This is a genomic window from Paramicrobacterium chengjingii (genome assembly GCF_011751765.2).
Taxonomy (GTDB): domain Bacteria; phylum Actinomycetota; class Actinomycetes; order Actinomycetales; family Microbacteriaceae; genus Paramicrobacterium; species Paramicrobacterium chengjingii.
This window is the reverse complement of record NZ_CP061169.1, coordinates 230449-245327: the sequence shown is the minus strand read 5'-3', so window position 1 is coordinate 245327 and position 14879 is coordinate 230449. Positions and strand designations below refer to the sequence as shown.

At 63.7% G+C, this 14879-nt stretch carries 14 protein-coding genes; 7 read left to right on the top strand and 7 right to left on the bottom strand.

What is annotated here, in order from left to right; all coding sequences use genetic code 11:
* The first annotated feature begins 34 nt into the window (after positions 1 to 34).
* Together HCR76_RS01255 and HCR76_RS01250 are read left to right on the top strand one after the other, a co-directional pair.
* Entirely contained in the window at positions 35 to 2539 is a 2505-nt protein-coding gene (locus HCR76_RS01255; RefSeq protein WP_166985595.1) for a GcvT family protein, read from the top strand.
* A gap of 11 nt (positions 2540 to 2550) precedes the next feature.
* On the top strand, positions 2551 to 2997 hold the full coding sequence (locus tag HCR76_RS01250) for a cyclodeaminase/cyclohydrolase family protein (RefSeq protein WP_166985598.1): 447 nt from the start codon (positions 2551 to 2553) through the stop codon (positions 2995 to 2997).
* A 45-nt stretch (positions 2998 to 3042) separates the two neighbouring features.
* Here HCR76_RS01250 and HCR76_RS01245 read toward each other — a convergent pair whose 3' ends face one another.
* The gene (locus HCR76_RS01245; protein ID WP_166985601.1) at positions 3043 to 3819 is read right to left on the bottom strand and encodes an IclR family transcriptional regulator; all 777 of its coding nucleotides are present in this window, start codon (positions 3817 to 3819) and stop codon (positions 3043 to 3045) included.
* A gap of 131 nt (positions 3820 to 3950) precedes the next feature.
* Between HCR76_RS01245 and HCR76_RS01240 the strand changes: the two genes are divergently transcribed.
* The 3 genes from HCR76_RS01240 to HCR76_RS01230 are packed head-to-tail and all read left to right on the top strand — an operon-like array spanning position 3951 to position 7792.
* The gene (locus HCR76_RS01240; protein ID WP_166985604.1) at positions 3951 to 5180 is read left to right on the top strand and encodes a glycine cleavage T C-terminal barrel domain-containing protein; all 1230 of its coding nucleotides are present in this window, start codon (positions 3951 to 3953) and stop codon (positions 5178 to 5180) included.
* Position 5181: 1 nt separating this feature from the next.
* Complete coding sequence (locus tag HCR76_RS01235; protein WP_166985607.1) at positions 5182 to 6075, top strand: methylenetetrahydrofolate reductase; 894 nt, start codon at positions 5182 to 5184, stop codon at positions 6073 to 6075.
* 4 nt (positions 6076 to 6079) lie between these two features.
* The gene (locus tag HCR76_RS01230; RefSeq protein WP_166985610.1) at positions 6080 to 7792 is read left to right on the top strand and encodes a formate--tetrahydrofolate ligase; all 1713 of its coding nucleotides are present in this window, start codon (positions 6080 to 6082) and stop codon (positions 7790 to 7792) included.
* Here HCR76_RS01230 and HCR76_RS01225 read toward each other — a convergent pair whose 3' ends face one another.
* The 3 genes from HCR76_RS01225 to HCR76_RS01215 all read right to left on the bottom strand — a co-directional run bounded on the left by HCR76_RS01225 (position 7793) and on the right by HCR76_RS01215 (position 10067).
* A complete protein-coding gene (locus HCR76_RS01225; protein WP_166985612.1) occupies positions 7793 to 8776 on the bottom strand; it encodes a hypothetical protein in 984 nt (327 codons plus the stop codon). It abuts the gene before it with no gap.
* 116 nt (positions 8777 to 8892) lie between these two features.
* Positions 8893 to 9429 (bottom strand): YbhB/YbcL family Raf kinase inhibitor-like protein, encoded by a 537-nt coding sequence (locus HCR76_RS01220; RefSeq protein ID WP_166985615.1) that lies wholly within the window; start codon positions 9427 to 9429, stop codon positions 8893 to 8895.
* 77 nt (positions 9430 to 9506) lie between these two features.
* A complete protein-coding gene (locus HCR76_RS01215; RefSeq protein ID WP_166985618.1) occupies positions 9507 to 10067 on the bottom strand; it encodes a TetR/AcrR family transcriptional regulator in 561 nt (186 codons plus the stop codon).
* Positions 10068 to 10124: 57 nt separating this feature from the next.
* On the opposite strand from HCR76_RS01215, the gene HCR76_RS01210 reads away from it, so the two are divergent.
* Together HCR76_RS01210 and trhO are read left to right on the top strand one after the other, a co-directional pair.
* Positions 10125 to 10583, top strand: coding sequence for an anthrone oxygenase family protein (locus HCR76_RS01210; RefSeq protein WP_166985621.1), 459 nt, complete (start codon positions 10125 to 10127; stop codon positions 10581 to 10583).
* A gap of 191 nt (positions 10584 to 10774) precedes the next feature.
* Complete coding sequence (trhO, locus tag HCR76_RS01205) at positions 10775 to 11680, top strand: oxygen-dependent tRNA uridine(34) hydroxylase TrhO (RefSeq protein ID WP_166985624.1); 906 nt, start codon at positions 10775 to 10777, stop codon at positions 11678 to 11680.
* Here trhO and HCR76_RS01200 read toward each other — a convergent pair.
* From HCR76_RS01200 to HCR76_RS01190, 3 genes are all read right to left on the bottom strand, one after another.
* On the bottom strand, positions 11668 to 11916 hold the full coding sequence (locus HCR76_RS01200; protein ID WP_166985627.1) for a hypothetical protein: 249 nt from the start codon (positions 11914 to 11916) through the stop codon (positions 11668 to 11670). The two genes, trhO and HCR76_RS01200, sit on opposite strands and share 13 nt — an antisense overlap.
* Before the next feature lie 66 nt (positions 11917 to 11982).
* On the bottom strand, positions 11983 to 13140 hold the full coding sequence (locus HCR76_RS01195) for an ABC transporter ATP-binding protein (protein ID WP_166985629.1): 1158 nt from the start codon (positions 13138 to 13140) through the stop codon (positions 11983 to 11985).
* On the bottom strand, positions 13118 to 14857 hold the full coding sequence (locus HCR76_RS01190) for an ABC transporter permease (RefSeq protein ID WP_166985632.1): 1740 nt from the start codon (positions 14855 to 14857) through the stop codon (positions 13118 to 13120). The genes HCR76_RS01195 and HCR76_RS01190 overlap by 23 nt, the downstream gene beginning before the upstream one ends.
* Positions 14858 to 14879 lie beyond the last annotated feature (22 nt).

Below are 14879 nucleotides of genomic sequence, written 5' to 3'. Positions count from 1 at the left end.
CTTGAGAGTATCAGGCGGAGGTCAGGAGGTCGCCATGGCACAGCTGCCAGGCCGAGCGGACGTCGTCGTTATCGGAGCGGGAGTGGTCGGCAACTTCGTGGTTCACCATCTCGCCGATCTGGGATGGCGAAACATCACCCAGATCGACAAAGGACCGTTGCCAGACCCTGGTGGGTCTACCGGGCACGCCTCGAACTTCGTGTTCCCCGTGGATCACTCCAAGGAGATCACGGACCTCACGGTGGACTCCATGCGTCAGTACTCCGACCTTGGCGTGCTCACACGCTGCGGGGGTATCGAGGTGGCCCGCTCTGAGGAACGAGCCCAGGAGCTGCGCGGTCGGATGACGTCGGCTCGTTCCTGGGGCATCGAGGCCGAGCTGCTCACCCCGGATCAGATCGGCGATTTGGTGCCCTACTGCAGTACCGACCTGCTAATCTCCGGATTCCACACCCCGACCGGTGCGATCGTGGATCCGGTGCGGGCCGGCGCACTCGTGCGCGAGGAGGCCGAGCAGCGTGGAGCGCTCACCGTCTGCGCCGAGACTGAGGTGCTCGATCTCGAGGTTTCCGGTGGCCGCGTAAACGGAGTTGTCACGAATCGCGGGCGCATCGAAACCGAGATCGTCGTGGTGGCCTGCGGTGTGTGGAGCCCGAAGGTTGCCGCGCTCGCCGGTGCGCGCATTCCGCTCAGCCCGGCGGTGCACCAGATGATCGACGTCGGACCGATCCCGGAGCTGGAGCGGAGCGGTGAATGGGTTAGCTTCCCACTTGTCAGGGATATGGACTGCCTGATGTACGAACGCCAGCGCGGGTCGAGCCTGGAGATCGGCTCATACGCTCACCGTCCAATGCTGCACAGCCCAGGGGAGATCCCTCCCGTCGGGGCACCCGGTCAAGATAGCCCAACAAGCTTCCCGTTCACCTCGGACGACTTTGCCCCCCAGCTGCGACACGCACAGGAGCTCTTCCCCGGGCTGCTGGGTGGGTCAACACCGAAGCCGCACAAGGCACTGAACGGGCTGCTCTCGCTCACCCCCGACGGCGGGCCACTCCTCGGGGAGACCCCCGAAGTTGCCGGACTGTGGTCGGCGGCAGCCGTCTGGATCAAGGAAGCACCGAGCGTCGGTCGCATGATCGCGCAATGGCTCACAGACGGCACGACCGAGATCGACCTGCACGCTGCAGACATCTCTCGGTTTTATCCGTACGCACGCACGGATGCCCACGTAAAAGCGCGGACTGCGGAGGGGTTCCCGAAGATTTACGGCATTACCCACCCACGGGAGCAGTGGCAGAGCAATCGGCCCATACGCACGAGCCCATTCCATGCCCGCACCACCAGCCTCGGTGCCGTGTACTTCGAGGCCGGAGGATGGGAGCGCCCACAGTGGTACGAATCGAACTCAGGTCTGGTCGAGGAGTATGCCGGACGGATCCCGCAGCGCAGAGCAGAGTGGGACGCACGGTGGTGGTCGCCGATCATCGAGGCGGAGCACCTCGCCATGCGGGATCGCGTGGCCATGGTCGACGTGAGCGCCTTCGCCGTGTTCGATGTGACGGGGCCCGGCGCGCTCGACTACCTTCAGCGACTGGCAATGGCCCAACTCGACCGCCCCGTCGGTCGCACCATTTACACCCCGCTGCTCGACCCGGGCGGTGGCTTCCGGGCAGACCTGACGATCGTGCGCCGCGGCGAAGAAGACTTCCGGGTCATCACAGGCGGGTCCGATGGCGGCCGAGACCTCGCGTGGTTCCGGGCACACCTGCCGTCCGACGGCTCGGTGCACCTCGCCGATATGACCTCGGCAGTGTGCTCAGTCGGGGTCTGGGGGCCGCGAGCACGAGATCTTATCGCGGCGGTCACAGAGGAGGACGTCAGCGATGCCGCCTTCCCCTTCGGCACAGCCCGAGAAATGGATCTGGGGGGCTTGCCGGTCCAAATGCTCCGCATTTCCTACGTCGGTGATCTGGGTTGGGAGATCCATGCTCCTGCCGAGCATGGATTGCCTCTCTGGGATCTGCTCTGGGCAGCGGGCGAGACCCTCGGAGTGGTTGCGGCCGGGATCGGGGTGTACGGGACAACCGGGCGTCTAGAGAAAGCACATCGCCTGATGGGTGCCGAGTTGACCGGCGAGTACGACCCGGTGGAGGCCGGCCTGGCGCTGCCACGGGTGAAGAGCGCGGACTTCATCGGCAAGACTGCCTACCTCGCGGCCCGCGAGGAGGAGCCGGCGGCGACACTGTGCACGCTGGCCGTCGCTGACGGCGTGGACCGTTTCATGACCGGGCACGAGCCCGTCCTCACTCGGAGCGCTGAGCCGATCATCGATGCCAAGGGTCGCCGTTCTTTCGTCACCTCTGCCGGACCCGCACCGTCGCTTGGCAGGTATCTTCTACTGGTGTATCTGCCACCGGAGCAGGCGGTCGAGGGCCGGGAGCTTCTGGTGGAGTACCTCGGCGAGAGGTACCCGGTGACGGTGCTGACCGTGGGGCGCACCGCACCGTTCGATCCCGAGATGACCCGGGTGAAAGCGTGAGCATGAGGGAAATGGACGATTCAGTCCGGATGCTGCTGGAGCGAATGGCGTCCGGCTCACCGGGCCCCTCCGCTGGGTCCGCCGCGGCCACCGCCGCCGCACTGGGCGCGGCTCTGGCGGCAAAGACCGCCCGACTCTCCAGTCAGCAGCTTGACGTCGCGAGCGAGTACGCCAATAAGGCAGACGTCTTGAGGGACCGAGCGCTCACCCTGGCCGAGGAAGATGCTCGCGGGGTCCGCGCGATGCTCAGCGCGACGCCGGAAGCTCCTGCGGACCCGAGCGCGATACCGCGAGAAATTGCCGACGTGGCTGTCGCCGTCAGAGAACTGGCCGCCACGCTTGCCGAGCGGGGCAATCCACGGCTTCACGCCGACGCCGCTGCAGCCGAATGTCTGGCAGCCGCAGCCGAAAGGATGATCGACGGCATCATCCGCAGCAATGCTCGTGAGACCGGCTAAGACGAGAGAACGAGCGGGCCACGCAGCACATCCGCGGAATCATGCTCAGAACTCTTCGGCAGCTCCCCGGTAGCCCATCCGGCGGGAGATGGCGTCTCCCGCCCGAACCACCGCGACGGCCACATCAGGCACGCGCTCGGGGCTGAGCCGATACGTTGGACCGGCTACGCTGATCGCTGCAATGACAGAACCGTCGTGCCTTCTGATCGGGGCTGCGACGGCGTTCAGGCCGGTTTCCAACTCTTCGATGGCGCCCGCCCACCCGTTTTTGCGTACCGTCTCCAATTCTCCACGCAATTCAGCCTCCGACGTGAGGGTGCGTTGCGTGAATCGGTCCAGAGGAAACGTGAGTCGGGTCTCTCGTTCGTCATCGTCGAGATACGCGAGAAGAACCTTCCCGCTGGATGTCGCGTGCAGCACGGTGCGCTGACCCACCCAATTCTGCGTGGCCACAGCGCTCGACCCCTGTGCCTGGCAGACATTGATCGCTTCCTCGCCAGTGAGCACCGCGACGTTTACGGTCTCGCCAAGGTCGTCGGAGAGGGTGTCGCAAACCGGCTGCGCCTGGGTGGAGACGTCGAGGCGGAAGGCCGTCGCTCCGGCGAGCCTGAGCACGCCGACACCGAGGCGGACGCGTCGGGTCCCAGCCATCCGCTCAACGAGCTCGTGCGCAGAAAGCGCGCTGATCAACCGGGACGCTGTGGAGTTGTGCACACCGAGCTCGCGCGCGACTCCGGCAACCCCAACCTCACCGTCGCGCGCCAACATCTCCAAGATCTGAACTGCGCGGTCGACCGACTGCACCGAACCCGTATCTCGCATGCGTCTGGGCCCCTCTCAATGCCAGCCATGAAAACTGTTGCGCTATACGCAAGTATTGCATAATGCGAGGCGATGGGGAGACACTGGAGTACGGGACCACATAGTGGCCGTGGCTTAATTCGGAGGCAACGATGTCTGTGAACACCAACCCACAAATGCTCCTCTACCCGCGCATTCGGAAATCCCCGTTCTTCTACGCCTCCCGGCGCCACGGGGTCGCGATGTACAGCGTTTACAATCACACCTACCATCCACGCCACTACGGTGATCCGGTCACCGAATACTGGGCACTTCTGAACGGCGTCACCCTGTGGGATGTGGGTGTCGAACGGCAGGTTGAGATCACCGGCCCGGATGCCTTTGATTTCACGAATCTGCTCGTCACCAGGGATCTGTCTAAGTGCAAGGTGGGCCAATGCAAGTATGTATTCCTCACCGACGAATCCGGCGGCATCCTGAATGACCCGGTGCTTCTGCGGTTGGGCGAGAATCACTTCTGGCTCTCCCTTGCCGACAGCGACATCGTGCTCTGGGCCCGCGGCGTGGCCTACCGATCCGGGTACGACGTGCAGATCCACGAGGCCGACGTGGCTCCGGTTCAGGTGCAGGGACCACGCTCCGCCGAGGTGATGCGAGAGCTCTTCGGCGACGCCGTGCTCGACATCGGGTACTACTACCTGCACGAGTTCACCCTCGATGGCATCGATGTGATCGTCTCCCGCACCGGCTACACGGCCGAGGTCGGGTACGAGATTTACGTTCGCGACGCGAGCCTCAACGCAGAACGAGCATGGGACCTGATCTGGCAGGCGGGACAGCCGCATGGACTCCAGGTCATCGGGCCGTGTCACATACGACGAATCGAGGGCGGAATTCTCGCCCATGGTGCCGACATCACCTTCGATACGAATCCGTTCGAGGTCGGCATGGGGTACGACTGGATGGTCAGCTTGGACAAGGAAGGCGATTTCATCGGCAAGGAGGCACTGACTCGCATCCGCGCTGAGGGTCCCACGCGCAAGCTGGCCGGCGTCGAGATCGGCGGCGCACCCCTCGGCAGCTTCAACGATGGCTCGATGATCGACGTGTTCAGCGTCAGGCACGACGGCCGGCAGGTCGGCGAAGTCACCTCGGCGTGCTACTCGCCACGACTCGAGAAAAACATCGGTTACGCGATGCTTCCGGTTGAGCTCACCGAGCTCGGTGTGCACGTCCAGGTCGACACCGGGAGCGAGGTGGCTGATGCCGTCGTCGTGCCCAAGCCGTTCATCGACCCGACAAAGGATCGTCCGAAGCAGAATGTTTACGCCCTCGCCGGAACAGGCACGTCGACCGGGGCGCCCCCGCACGGACCGATGTGACATGACCGCATCTCGTCCCCGCGATCCACTGAAACGTAAGGACTTCCAGCCGCTGCGCGAGCCGCGGTTCGAGGTGATCCCCTTACCCGGGATCGAGGACGAGATTGACCGGTACCTTCCCGCCGATTCGACGGTTACGGTGACCGCCTCCCCGCGCCGCGGGCTCGCGCCGACCGTTGAACTCGCTACACGGCTCGCGACTCGCGGCATCCATACTGTGCCGCACCTTGCCGCACGGTACATCTCCGATCAAGCCGAGCTGAGAGGTATCGTGCACGATCTCGATGCTGCCGGAGTACGTGAGGTGTTCGTGGTCGGCGGTGACCTGCGGGAACCTGTCGGGGAGTTCAGAAGTGCGCTGCAATTGCTCCGGGCGATGCAGAGCATCGGGCACGAGCTCACCGTGGGAATCGCGGGCTACCCGGAGACACACCCGCTGATCAGCGATGACGCCATCGTGCGGGCGTTGCGAGACAAACAGGATTACGCGTCATACATCGTCAGTCAGATGTCATTCGACGCCCGGGTCGTGCGTGAGTGGGTGGATCAGCTGCGACATCGCGGCATCAACCTTCCCGTGCGGATCGGTATCGCCGGACCAGTTGGCACGGCACGTCTGCTACGCGTCGGGGCACGGGTAGGTGTCGGAGACTCGCTGCGGGTGCTGCGCAAGCACCGGGGCATGATTCAGCATGTCTCCGGATCATGGACTCCGGGTCGACTGCTGGACGACCTCGCGCCAGCGTTCGCCGATCCCAGCTACGGCCTTGTCGGGCTACACATCTACACCTTCAATGCGCTGGCGCAGACCGCCCAGTGGTGGTACGAAGAAGGCGGACGTCGCCCCGGCCACGTGGTCGAGGGTGGGCCGGCCGATCTTACGTCAGAGGAATGAGGCGATGACACAGAGAAACGCAACACCGGGAAACCTGGAGATCGCGCGTGACGCGGTATTGAAGCCGATCGAAGATGTCGCCGCGGGGATGGGAGTGGGCCCTCATCTGCTCGAACATTACGGCCGCGGTGTCGCCAAGATCGACCTCGCAGCAATCGATGAGCTGTCGAGCCGTCCCGCTGCGAAGTACGTCGTCGTTAGTGCGATCACGCCGACGCCGCTCGGCGAGGGGAAGACGACGACCACGGTCGGACTCGGCCAGGGTCTCACCCGCATCGGCCGTCCGGCCACGATCTCAGTACGACAGGCGTCGATGGGACCCACACTGGGAATCAAAGGTGGAGCAGCGGGCGGCGGCTACAGCCAGGTGGTGCCGATGGAGCGGTTGAACGTTCATCTCACTGGGGACCTGCATGCGGTAACGGCCGCGCACAACCAGCTCGCGGCGATGATCGACAACGAGCTGTTCCGTGGGAACTCCCTCGGCATCGATCCGGATGCGGTGACCTGGCGGCGCGTGGTAGACATCAACGACCGCGCCCTGCGCGACATCGTCACCGGACTCGGACCGCGCACGAACGGCCCACCCAGGCAAACAGGCTTCGACATCACTGCCGCCTCGGAGTTGATGGCGACGCTGGCCATGGCCACCTCGTTACGCGACCTGCGCGAGCGTCTCGGCAGGATCGTGATTGGCTACACGCGCGGCTCCGGCGAACCGGTGACCGCGGAACAGGTTCGCGCCGCCGGAGCGGCGACGGTGCTTCTGCGCGAGGCGCTGAAACCGAATCTTCTGCAAACGATTGAGAACACCCCTGCGCTTGTACACACGGGCCCGTTCGGCAACATTGCAACCGGGAATTCCTCCGTCGTCGCCGATCTGATCGGGATCCGTTCCGGAGACTACCTCGTCACCGAGGCCGGGTTCGGTGCGGACATGGGCGCTGAACGCTTCTTCAACATCAAGTGCCGTGTCTCCGGGCTCGTCCCTGACGTCGCGGTCGTGGTTGCCACTGTCCGAGCGCTGAAGCTGCACTCCGGTCGTCACACCGTTGTCGCCGGGCGGCCACTGCCCCTCGAAATGCTGGCCGAGAACCCAGACGACGTCCTTGCCGGCGCCGACAACCTGCGAAAGCAGATCTCCAACATTCGTCGGCACGGAGTCACGCCGGTTGTCGCGATCAACGCCTTTGGTGGCGACTACCCGTCCGAGCACGAAGCGATCAAGCAGGTGGCGGCCGAGGCCGGTGTGCGGTGCGCCGTGTCAACGCACTTCTTCAATGGCGGTGCCGGTGCAGTCGAACTCGCCGAAGCGGTCGCCGAGGCAGCCGAGGAACCGAGTGAGTTCCGGCATCTCTACCCCGTCGACGCAGGGTTGAGGGAGAAGATTGAGACCATCGCCACTCAGATCTACGGTGCCGACGGCGTTGAGTACACACCTACCGCGTCGCGCTCACTGGACCAGTACGAGCGCAACGGGTGGGGCGATCTGCCGATCTGCATGGCTAAGACGCACCTGTCGCTGTCCGCCGATCCGACATTGCGTGGTGCGCCAAGCGGATGGACGCTGCCGGTCCGCGAAGTACGCGCTTCGGTCGGCGCCGGCTTCATCTATCCCATCTGCGGGCAGATGCAGACGATGCCGGGGCTCGGGTCTGACCCGGCTGCCACGCACATCGACATCAACGACGACGGCGAAACTATCGGCCTGTTCTAATCAGGGACGGTTGACGTCGTCGCCGTCCCACGAAAGATTCGCGTCTGGGCGAAGCGGCAGCGCCTCGATGCCGTGCGCCTGAACGAGCTCACGAATGAGCGCCGTCGGCCCGGCGACGAGGGTCGAATCGAAGTCGATCTCGGTGGCAAGCAGCCACGCGTGGTCGTCGGGCCAGAGGATGCTGGGCGATTGCGCCAAGCGATAGTCATCGATCCACGGCGCACGCGTCGTCCACGCGGCATCCGCTAGATCGTTCGCGCCCACCTCAAACAGCACATAGCTGCGCCCGGTGTCCGCGTGCAGTCCGAAGCGCGGACCAGCTGCAGCCTCGCGAGACAGCAGTCCCGTGCCCGGCGCTGGTTCTCGAGGAGGCAACGAAGCCTTAATGGCGCGCCCCCAGCGTGCCGCCGCGAGCCTCGCCGTCAGCAAGCCGTCGCGCAGGGGGTTGCCGCTTAGCTCCCACCCGAAAAAGCGTGCGTATCCCGCGGAGCTCACGAGACCGCCCCACCCTTCCCAGATCGCAGCGATTCCGGCATCCGGGGTGCTCGTATGTCGGGCAAGCACGGCGGATGCTGTCGCCAGCGTGTTCGCGTCGATGGAGCCCTCGTGCGCGCCCGAGTAGCGCCACCCGTCTGGCGCGATCGACCCGTCGACGTCTCGGTCTTCGCTGCGCATCAGCCTCGAATACTGGGCCTCGGCGTGCATGGTTGTGCCAAACGATGCTGCAACTTGCGACCAGGTGGCACTCTGGATCTCGAGCGATGCCTCGATGTCGTGCGTCCCGGTGAAGTACTCCTCGTGGTCGAGCCCTTCCCAACTGCCCTCGACTCGCGGGCGGTCGCGCGTGGCCGGGTGGAAAATGCGCGCATATGCTTCGAATCCGGGCGGAACGAGCGACGGGACGCTGCCGAAGGGCTCGTTTTCCATGGGGCGCAGCCATTCGCCCCGTGAGACGTCAGACACCCAAGCAAACTGCTCGCTCATGTCCCCATTCTGCCCCCCAAGCACGCCGGGAGCGACGGGGGCATACGTGCGGACATTGTGCATTGGCACACGCATGCACGATGTCCGCAGGTGTGCACATTGCCTGCGGCAAGAGCCTACGCGGCGCCGCCGAACTCGCCGACTCCCTTGAGGATGCCGCGTGCAAGCGTATGGAAGTGAAGATTGAAGCCGAGCACTGCCGGCGTTGACTGGGTGTCGACGTCGAGCGACGGCACGTCGACGGCGTGCACGACGAAGTAATAGCGGTGCACGCCGGTGCCCTCGGGTGGTGCCGCGCCCGTGAACGACGGCTCGCGAAGCTCGTTCGGCAAAGTAACGGCGCCCGATGGCAGCATCCCCGAATCAGGCGAGCCCGCGCCCGACGGCAATGACGTCACTTCTGCGGGAATGTTGAACACCGCCCAGTGCCAAAAGCCGGATCCTGTCGGTGCGTCCGGATCGAAGGCTGTGACGGCGAAACTCTTCGTCTCGGGCGGAAACTCAGACCAGTCGAGATGCGGAGATACATCGGAGCCGCCGGCATCCGATGAATACTGGGGCGCCTTGAGCGGCAGATCGGGGTCGAGATCGTCACTCTCGACTGTGAACTCCGGCACCTCGTCAAGCTGCGCGTAGGGATCGTAATCGAACATGAACCTCTCCGTTCTGTCGGACTCCCTCCAGCCTATCGACGTCTGCAGCGCGTCACAGGGGTGTGCTGAGAATCGCCTCAGCTGAACAGCCGTGCCAACTCGGCGATTCGTGCCTCACGCTGCGCGAGCGGCAGCCGACCGTCTCGCTCGAGCGTGGCGATTCCGTGCAGCGCACTCCAGAAGAGTTCCGTGCGCACGCGCGTTTCGCTGCGGTCAAGCAGAAGATCGGCGAGAGCAGAAAACGCGATCTGGAGTTCGTGCGGAGTCTCGTCGCTCGCGAATCTCGTGTGAGAGCGCATCTCAAACATCGCCTCATACAGCGCCGGATGCTCCCCGGCGTATCCCACGTAGGAGTGAGCGGCTGCGGCGAGCGCCGCTGCTCCGGACTGCCGGGGGACCGCAGACAGCGCCTCGCGGAGGTCGGCGAAGCCGGTGCGCGACACCGCCGCCACAATGGCGCTGCGACCCTCGGGAAAGTGCTGGTAGAGAACCGGCTGGCTGTACCCGATCGCATCGGCGAGGCGCCGCACGGTTACCGCATTCCAGCCTTCTTCTTCGGCGATCGATCTGGCTCGATCGACGATGACACGTTGACGATCTGCCGGCGCCGGCCGCCCTGAGTGGTCTGTGTACTTCACAACAGAATTCTAGCAGTGCTAGATTGACTTCTAGCAGCGCTAGACAAAGGAGCACACGTGTCGAATTTTCTTCTTGGAGCAGCGATTGTCCTGTCAGGCGGCCTCGTCGGCGTCGAATTCTGCGTTGCCGTGTTCATCAACCCGATCCTCGACCGGCTCCCGAACAACGGCGGCCTGTCAGCCCGGGCCGACGGAGCACGTCTCCTCGGACGGATCATGCCATTCTGGTACGTCGCTACGGTGGTCAGCGCCGGGGCTGCCACCGCACTGCTGTGGACGACCGCATCCGGAGTTCTCGCCGGCATAGCGACAGCCCTTTTCGCCGCAACGATCGTGCTCGCCGTGACTGTGCTCGTTCCGATCAACAACCGCGTTGGCCGCTGGTCGCACGGCGAGCATCCCGAGGATTGGCGTGAGCAGGTGAGAAGGTGGGACCGCTGGCACTACCTCCGCGTGGCGCTCGTCAATGTCGGCTTTGTGCTGCTGACAGCATCCGCTCTCATACCCGCGGGCTAGTCGAATCATCCTTTGGCGTGATGCGCGGATGCCGCCGGCACGATGAACTTATATCGTGAACGAAAATACGAAGGCATCGAGGCCCCTTGTCATCATCGCAACGCTCACGGGAGTGGTCGCTCTCACCTGCGGAGCGGCCGCCGTTTGGCTCGTGACTGTGGGGATCTGACACAGCAACGTAAAATCAAGCGGTGGCCATTCCGAAGATTCTGCTCTACTACGTCTTCACACCGCTCGCCGACCCAGACGCGATCCGGCTGTGGCAACGAGATCTGTGCGAATCGCTCAACCTGCGGGGACGCATTCTCGTCTCGAAGGACGGCATCAATGGAACCGTCGGCGGTGAACTGAACGCTGTCAAACGCTATCTGCGCAAAACGCGCGAGTATCCAGCGTTTAAGAACATGGATGTCAAGTGGTCTGAGGGAACGTCGCTCGACGACGCAGGCAGGAGCCTCGACTTTCCCAAGCTCAGCGTCAAAGTGCGCGACGAGATTGTGTCGTTCGGCGCGCCAGGCGAGCTTGAGGTCAACGAGTCGGGCGTTGTCGGCGGAGGCTCACATCTGAGCCCCGAACAGGTGAACCGGCTTGTCGCCGAACGCGGTGACGACGTCGTGTTCTTCGACGGCCGCAATGCGTTCGAAGCTGAGATCGGGCGCTTCAAGAACGCCGTGGTTCCCGATGTCGACAACACGCGCGAGTTTGTCGATGTTCTCGACTCCGGCGCGTACGACCATCTCAGGGGAAAGCCCGTCGTCACCTACTGCACGGGCGGCATTCGCTGTGAGGTGCTCTCGAGCCTCATGCAGTCCCGTGGTTTCAACGAGGTCTACCAACTCGACGGCGGCATCGTTCGCTATGGCGAGCAGTTCGGCGACGACGGGCTGTGGGAGGGATCCCTCTATGTCTTCGACAAACGCATGAAGCTTGAGTTCTCAGACCACGCAGCCGTTATCGGCGCCTGCGCCGTGTGCGGAACGTCAACGAGCGACATGCAGAATTGCGCGGATGTCGCCTGCAGAACGCAACTCGTCGTGTGCGCCGAGCACGCGGCATCCGATCCCTTGTGCTCGGTGCACGCGCCTCACTCGTCGTAGTCGCTCTCTGTCGGCTCTTCCTCGTAGTCGCTGCCCGAGTTGATGTCGTTCGCATCGTCGAACTCGGTCTCTGCATCGTCGCCGTAGCCACGCTGCGTTCCTCCCTCGTCGACGTCTTCGGGCGTCTGGCTGAGGTCGTCTCGATTCTGCTCGATGACGTCGGCCTCATTGGCCTCCGCGGCAGAAATACTCGCTGCGGCGTCATAGTTCGGGGTGAAGTCTGGGTCGCTCATCATCCACTCCTCTCGTGTGCTTCGACAGTACGACTGCACAAGCCCCAGGGCAAGCAACGCCGACAACGTTCACTCCGAAAGAACCGGGAGCAGCCATCCTCGGCCCGGCTTCACGCTGACCGAGACAGCATCGAGAGGATCAAAAATATCGCTCGCAGTTGGATCAGCGACCGAAGCGACGATCGTGCCAGAATCGGTTTCAATCTCGTATTCAACTGATGGGCCTTGGAACACGGCCGAGAGCACTCGGCCGACTTCGCCATGAACGGCATTCTCGTCTGTACGTGAGATGTCGATTGCCTCGGGACGCACCATGAGCAGCACGTCGTTGTAGGCGACAACCTGCTCGTGTGCGGCGACCTCACGCTCCCGGCCAAGTGCAATGACGACCGCCTTTCCAGACTCTGGCACTCTGAGAAGCCGAGCATCTAGAAAGTTGGCGCGGCCGATGAAATCGGCGACAAATACAGAAGACGGATGCCGATACACGCGCTCGGGAGTGTCAATCTGCTCGATGCGCCCCTTGTTCATCACGACGATGCGATCCGAGAGTGTCATCGCCTCGTCTTGATCATGGGTGACGAATATACTCGTGATGCCAAGCCGCTTCTGCAGTCGGCGGATCTCGTTTCTCATTTGCACGCGGAGCTTGGCGTCGAGGTTTGACAGCGGCTCGTCGAAGAGCAGCACCTTTGGCCGCATGACGAGGGCTCGCGCAAGTGCCACACGCTGCTGCTGGCCGCCCGAGAGCTGGTGGGGGGCGCGATCGGCGAGTCCATTGAGGTTCATGATCGTGAGGACGGTCTCAACCTCCTCGCGCACGCGCTTCATCGACTGCTTCTTGAGCTTGAGGCCGTATGCGACGTTGTCGTACACGGAAAGGTGCGGAAACAGTGCATACGATTGGAAGACCATCGACATCGGGCGCTTGTTCGGCGCGACCTGGAGCATGTCGAGATCGTCGAGGGTGACATTCCCTGCCGTCGGCGTCTCGAACCCGGCGATCATGCGGAGCGTCGATGTCTTTCCGCATCCGCTCGGCCCGAGCAGAGTGACAAACTCACCCGCGTTGATGTCGAGGGTCACCGAGTCAACGGCGACAGGATCCGTCGACTGCGACCCGTACCGTTTCGTCAGGTCCTTGAGACTGACGCGGCCCTCTGCGGGAGCGGAGGCGAACTCTGCGGTGTCGACCTGCGCGAGCTCAGCGGTTGTGTGATCGGCCACGGAAGACCACCTTTCGGATCAGAATGTTGAGAAGAAGGATGACGACGAGCACGATGCCGATCAGCACTGTGCAGTACGCGAACGCATTGCCGAACCTGCCTGAGTCGACCTCGGCAAGGATCTGCGACGTCATGATCTTGATGCCGGGGGTCGTCAGGAAGATGATCGGAGACAGCGTCGTCATCGACCGCGCGAAGGCGAACGTGAGTCCGGTCAGCAGCGCCGACTGAATGAGCGGAAGCGTGACCTTGCGGAACGTGACTGCGGAGTCGGCCCCCAGCGATGTCGACGCCTCTTCGATGGCGGGGTGGATCTGCTGAAGCGCTGACACGGCGGCCCTCTGCCCTGAAGGAAGCGAGCGGATGATGTACACCATCACGATCGCTATCGCCCCCGAGAGCACAGCGGATCCTCCGGCTATGGCAGGAATGATCTCGAATCCGAAGATCTCGATCGGCGAGTTGTAGCTGATTGCGTATCCGATGCCAAGGACGGTCCCCGGCACGGCGAGCCCGAGCATCCCGACGAAATCGAGCAGTGCCGAACCGCGCTTGAGCTTGCGCACGACGAGCCAGGCGATGAGCATGCCGAGCAGCCCCGCGATCGGTGCAGCGATGAGGGCGAGAATCGTTGTGTCGACCATCGCCTTGGACCCCAGGCCGGCGAGCACGAATTGGTAGTGGTCGAGCGTGAACTCGTTGTTGACTCCCGGCACCTTGACGAACCCGCCAAGCAGCACAGTCGCGTAGATGGTTGCAATGAGGGCGGCAAGTGCGAAGACGATCGTGAGGATCGGAACTCGGATGCTCGGCGCCGCGATCATCTCTGTCGTTCCCGTCGGCTTCCCGGTGATGCTCACGACGCTCTTGCGCGACACCCAGTACCGCTGCACGAGGAACACAAGGAGCGCCGGAAGTAGAAGGACGAGGGAGTACGCGGCTCCCGCGTGGGTGTTGTACTCCCCCGTGACAGCGAGGTAGGCACGGCTGGCCAGCACCGTGTAGTCGCCCCCGATCACGAGAGGGTTGGCCAGATCCGCTATCGCCTCGACGAAGAGCAGAAGGAACGAGCCTGCGATCCCGGGGACAAGCATCGGGATCGTCACTGTGAAGAACGCTCGAAGCTTCGTCGCGCCGAGTCCAGCGGCTGCTTCGTCAAGCGACGGATCGAGACTCTCGAGCATTCCTCGGAGGTTCATGTAGGCGACGGGGAAGAACGAAAGGGAGAGCACGATCGTCAGCCCCGGGAGGCCGTAGACGTTCGACTGCCAGCCGAAGATACCCGTCGTAATCGCACCGTTGCGCCCAAATAGCGTGATGACAGCTGTCGCGACGGCGAACGGGGGCGCGACGATCGGGATCATCGCCAGCAGGTGAAGCAGCCGCTTCCCACGGAACTGCAGCCGAGCCTGCGCGAACGCAAACAGGAATCCGACCGCCGTTCCAACGACCCCGACGACAAGGCCGAGAACGAGGGTGTTGCCCACAACCCGGTGATTGACCGTATCGGTGAAGATCCGCCCGAGCACAGCAAGGCCGTCCGGCTTGAATGCCGTCGACAGGAGCCCACCGAGGGGGAACCCGATGACCATCAGCAAGATGGCCGCGACCGCGATCGTCAGGATCGTGACGCTCAGGTCCCGGGCTCCCTTCGGCTTGGGACCGCCAGGGCGCCTCGGCGTGCGGACGACCGGCTCGTCGACGAGTGGTAATGCCATTGTGTTCTTCCGCTCTCGTTCT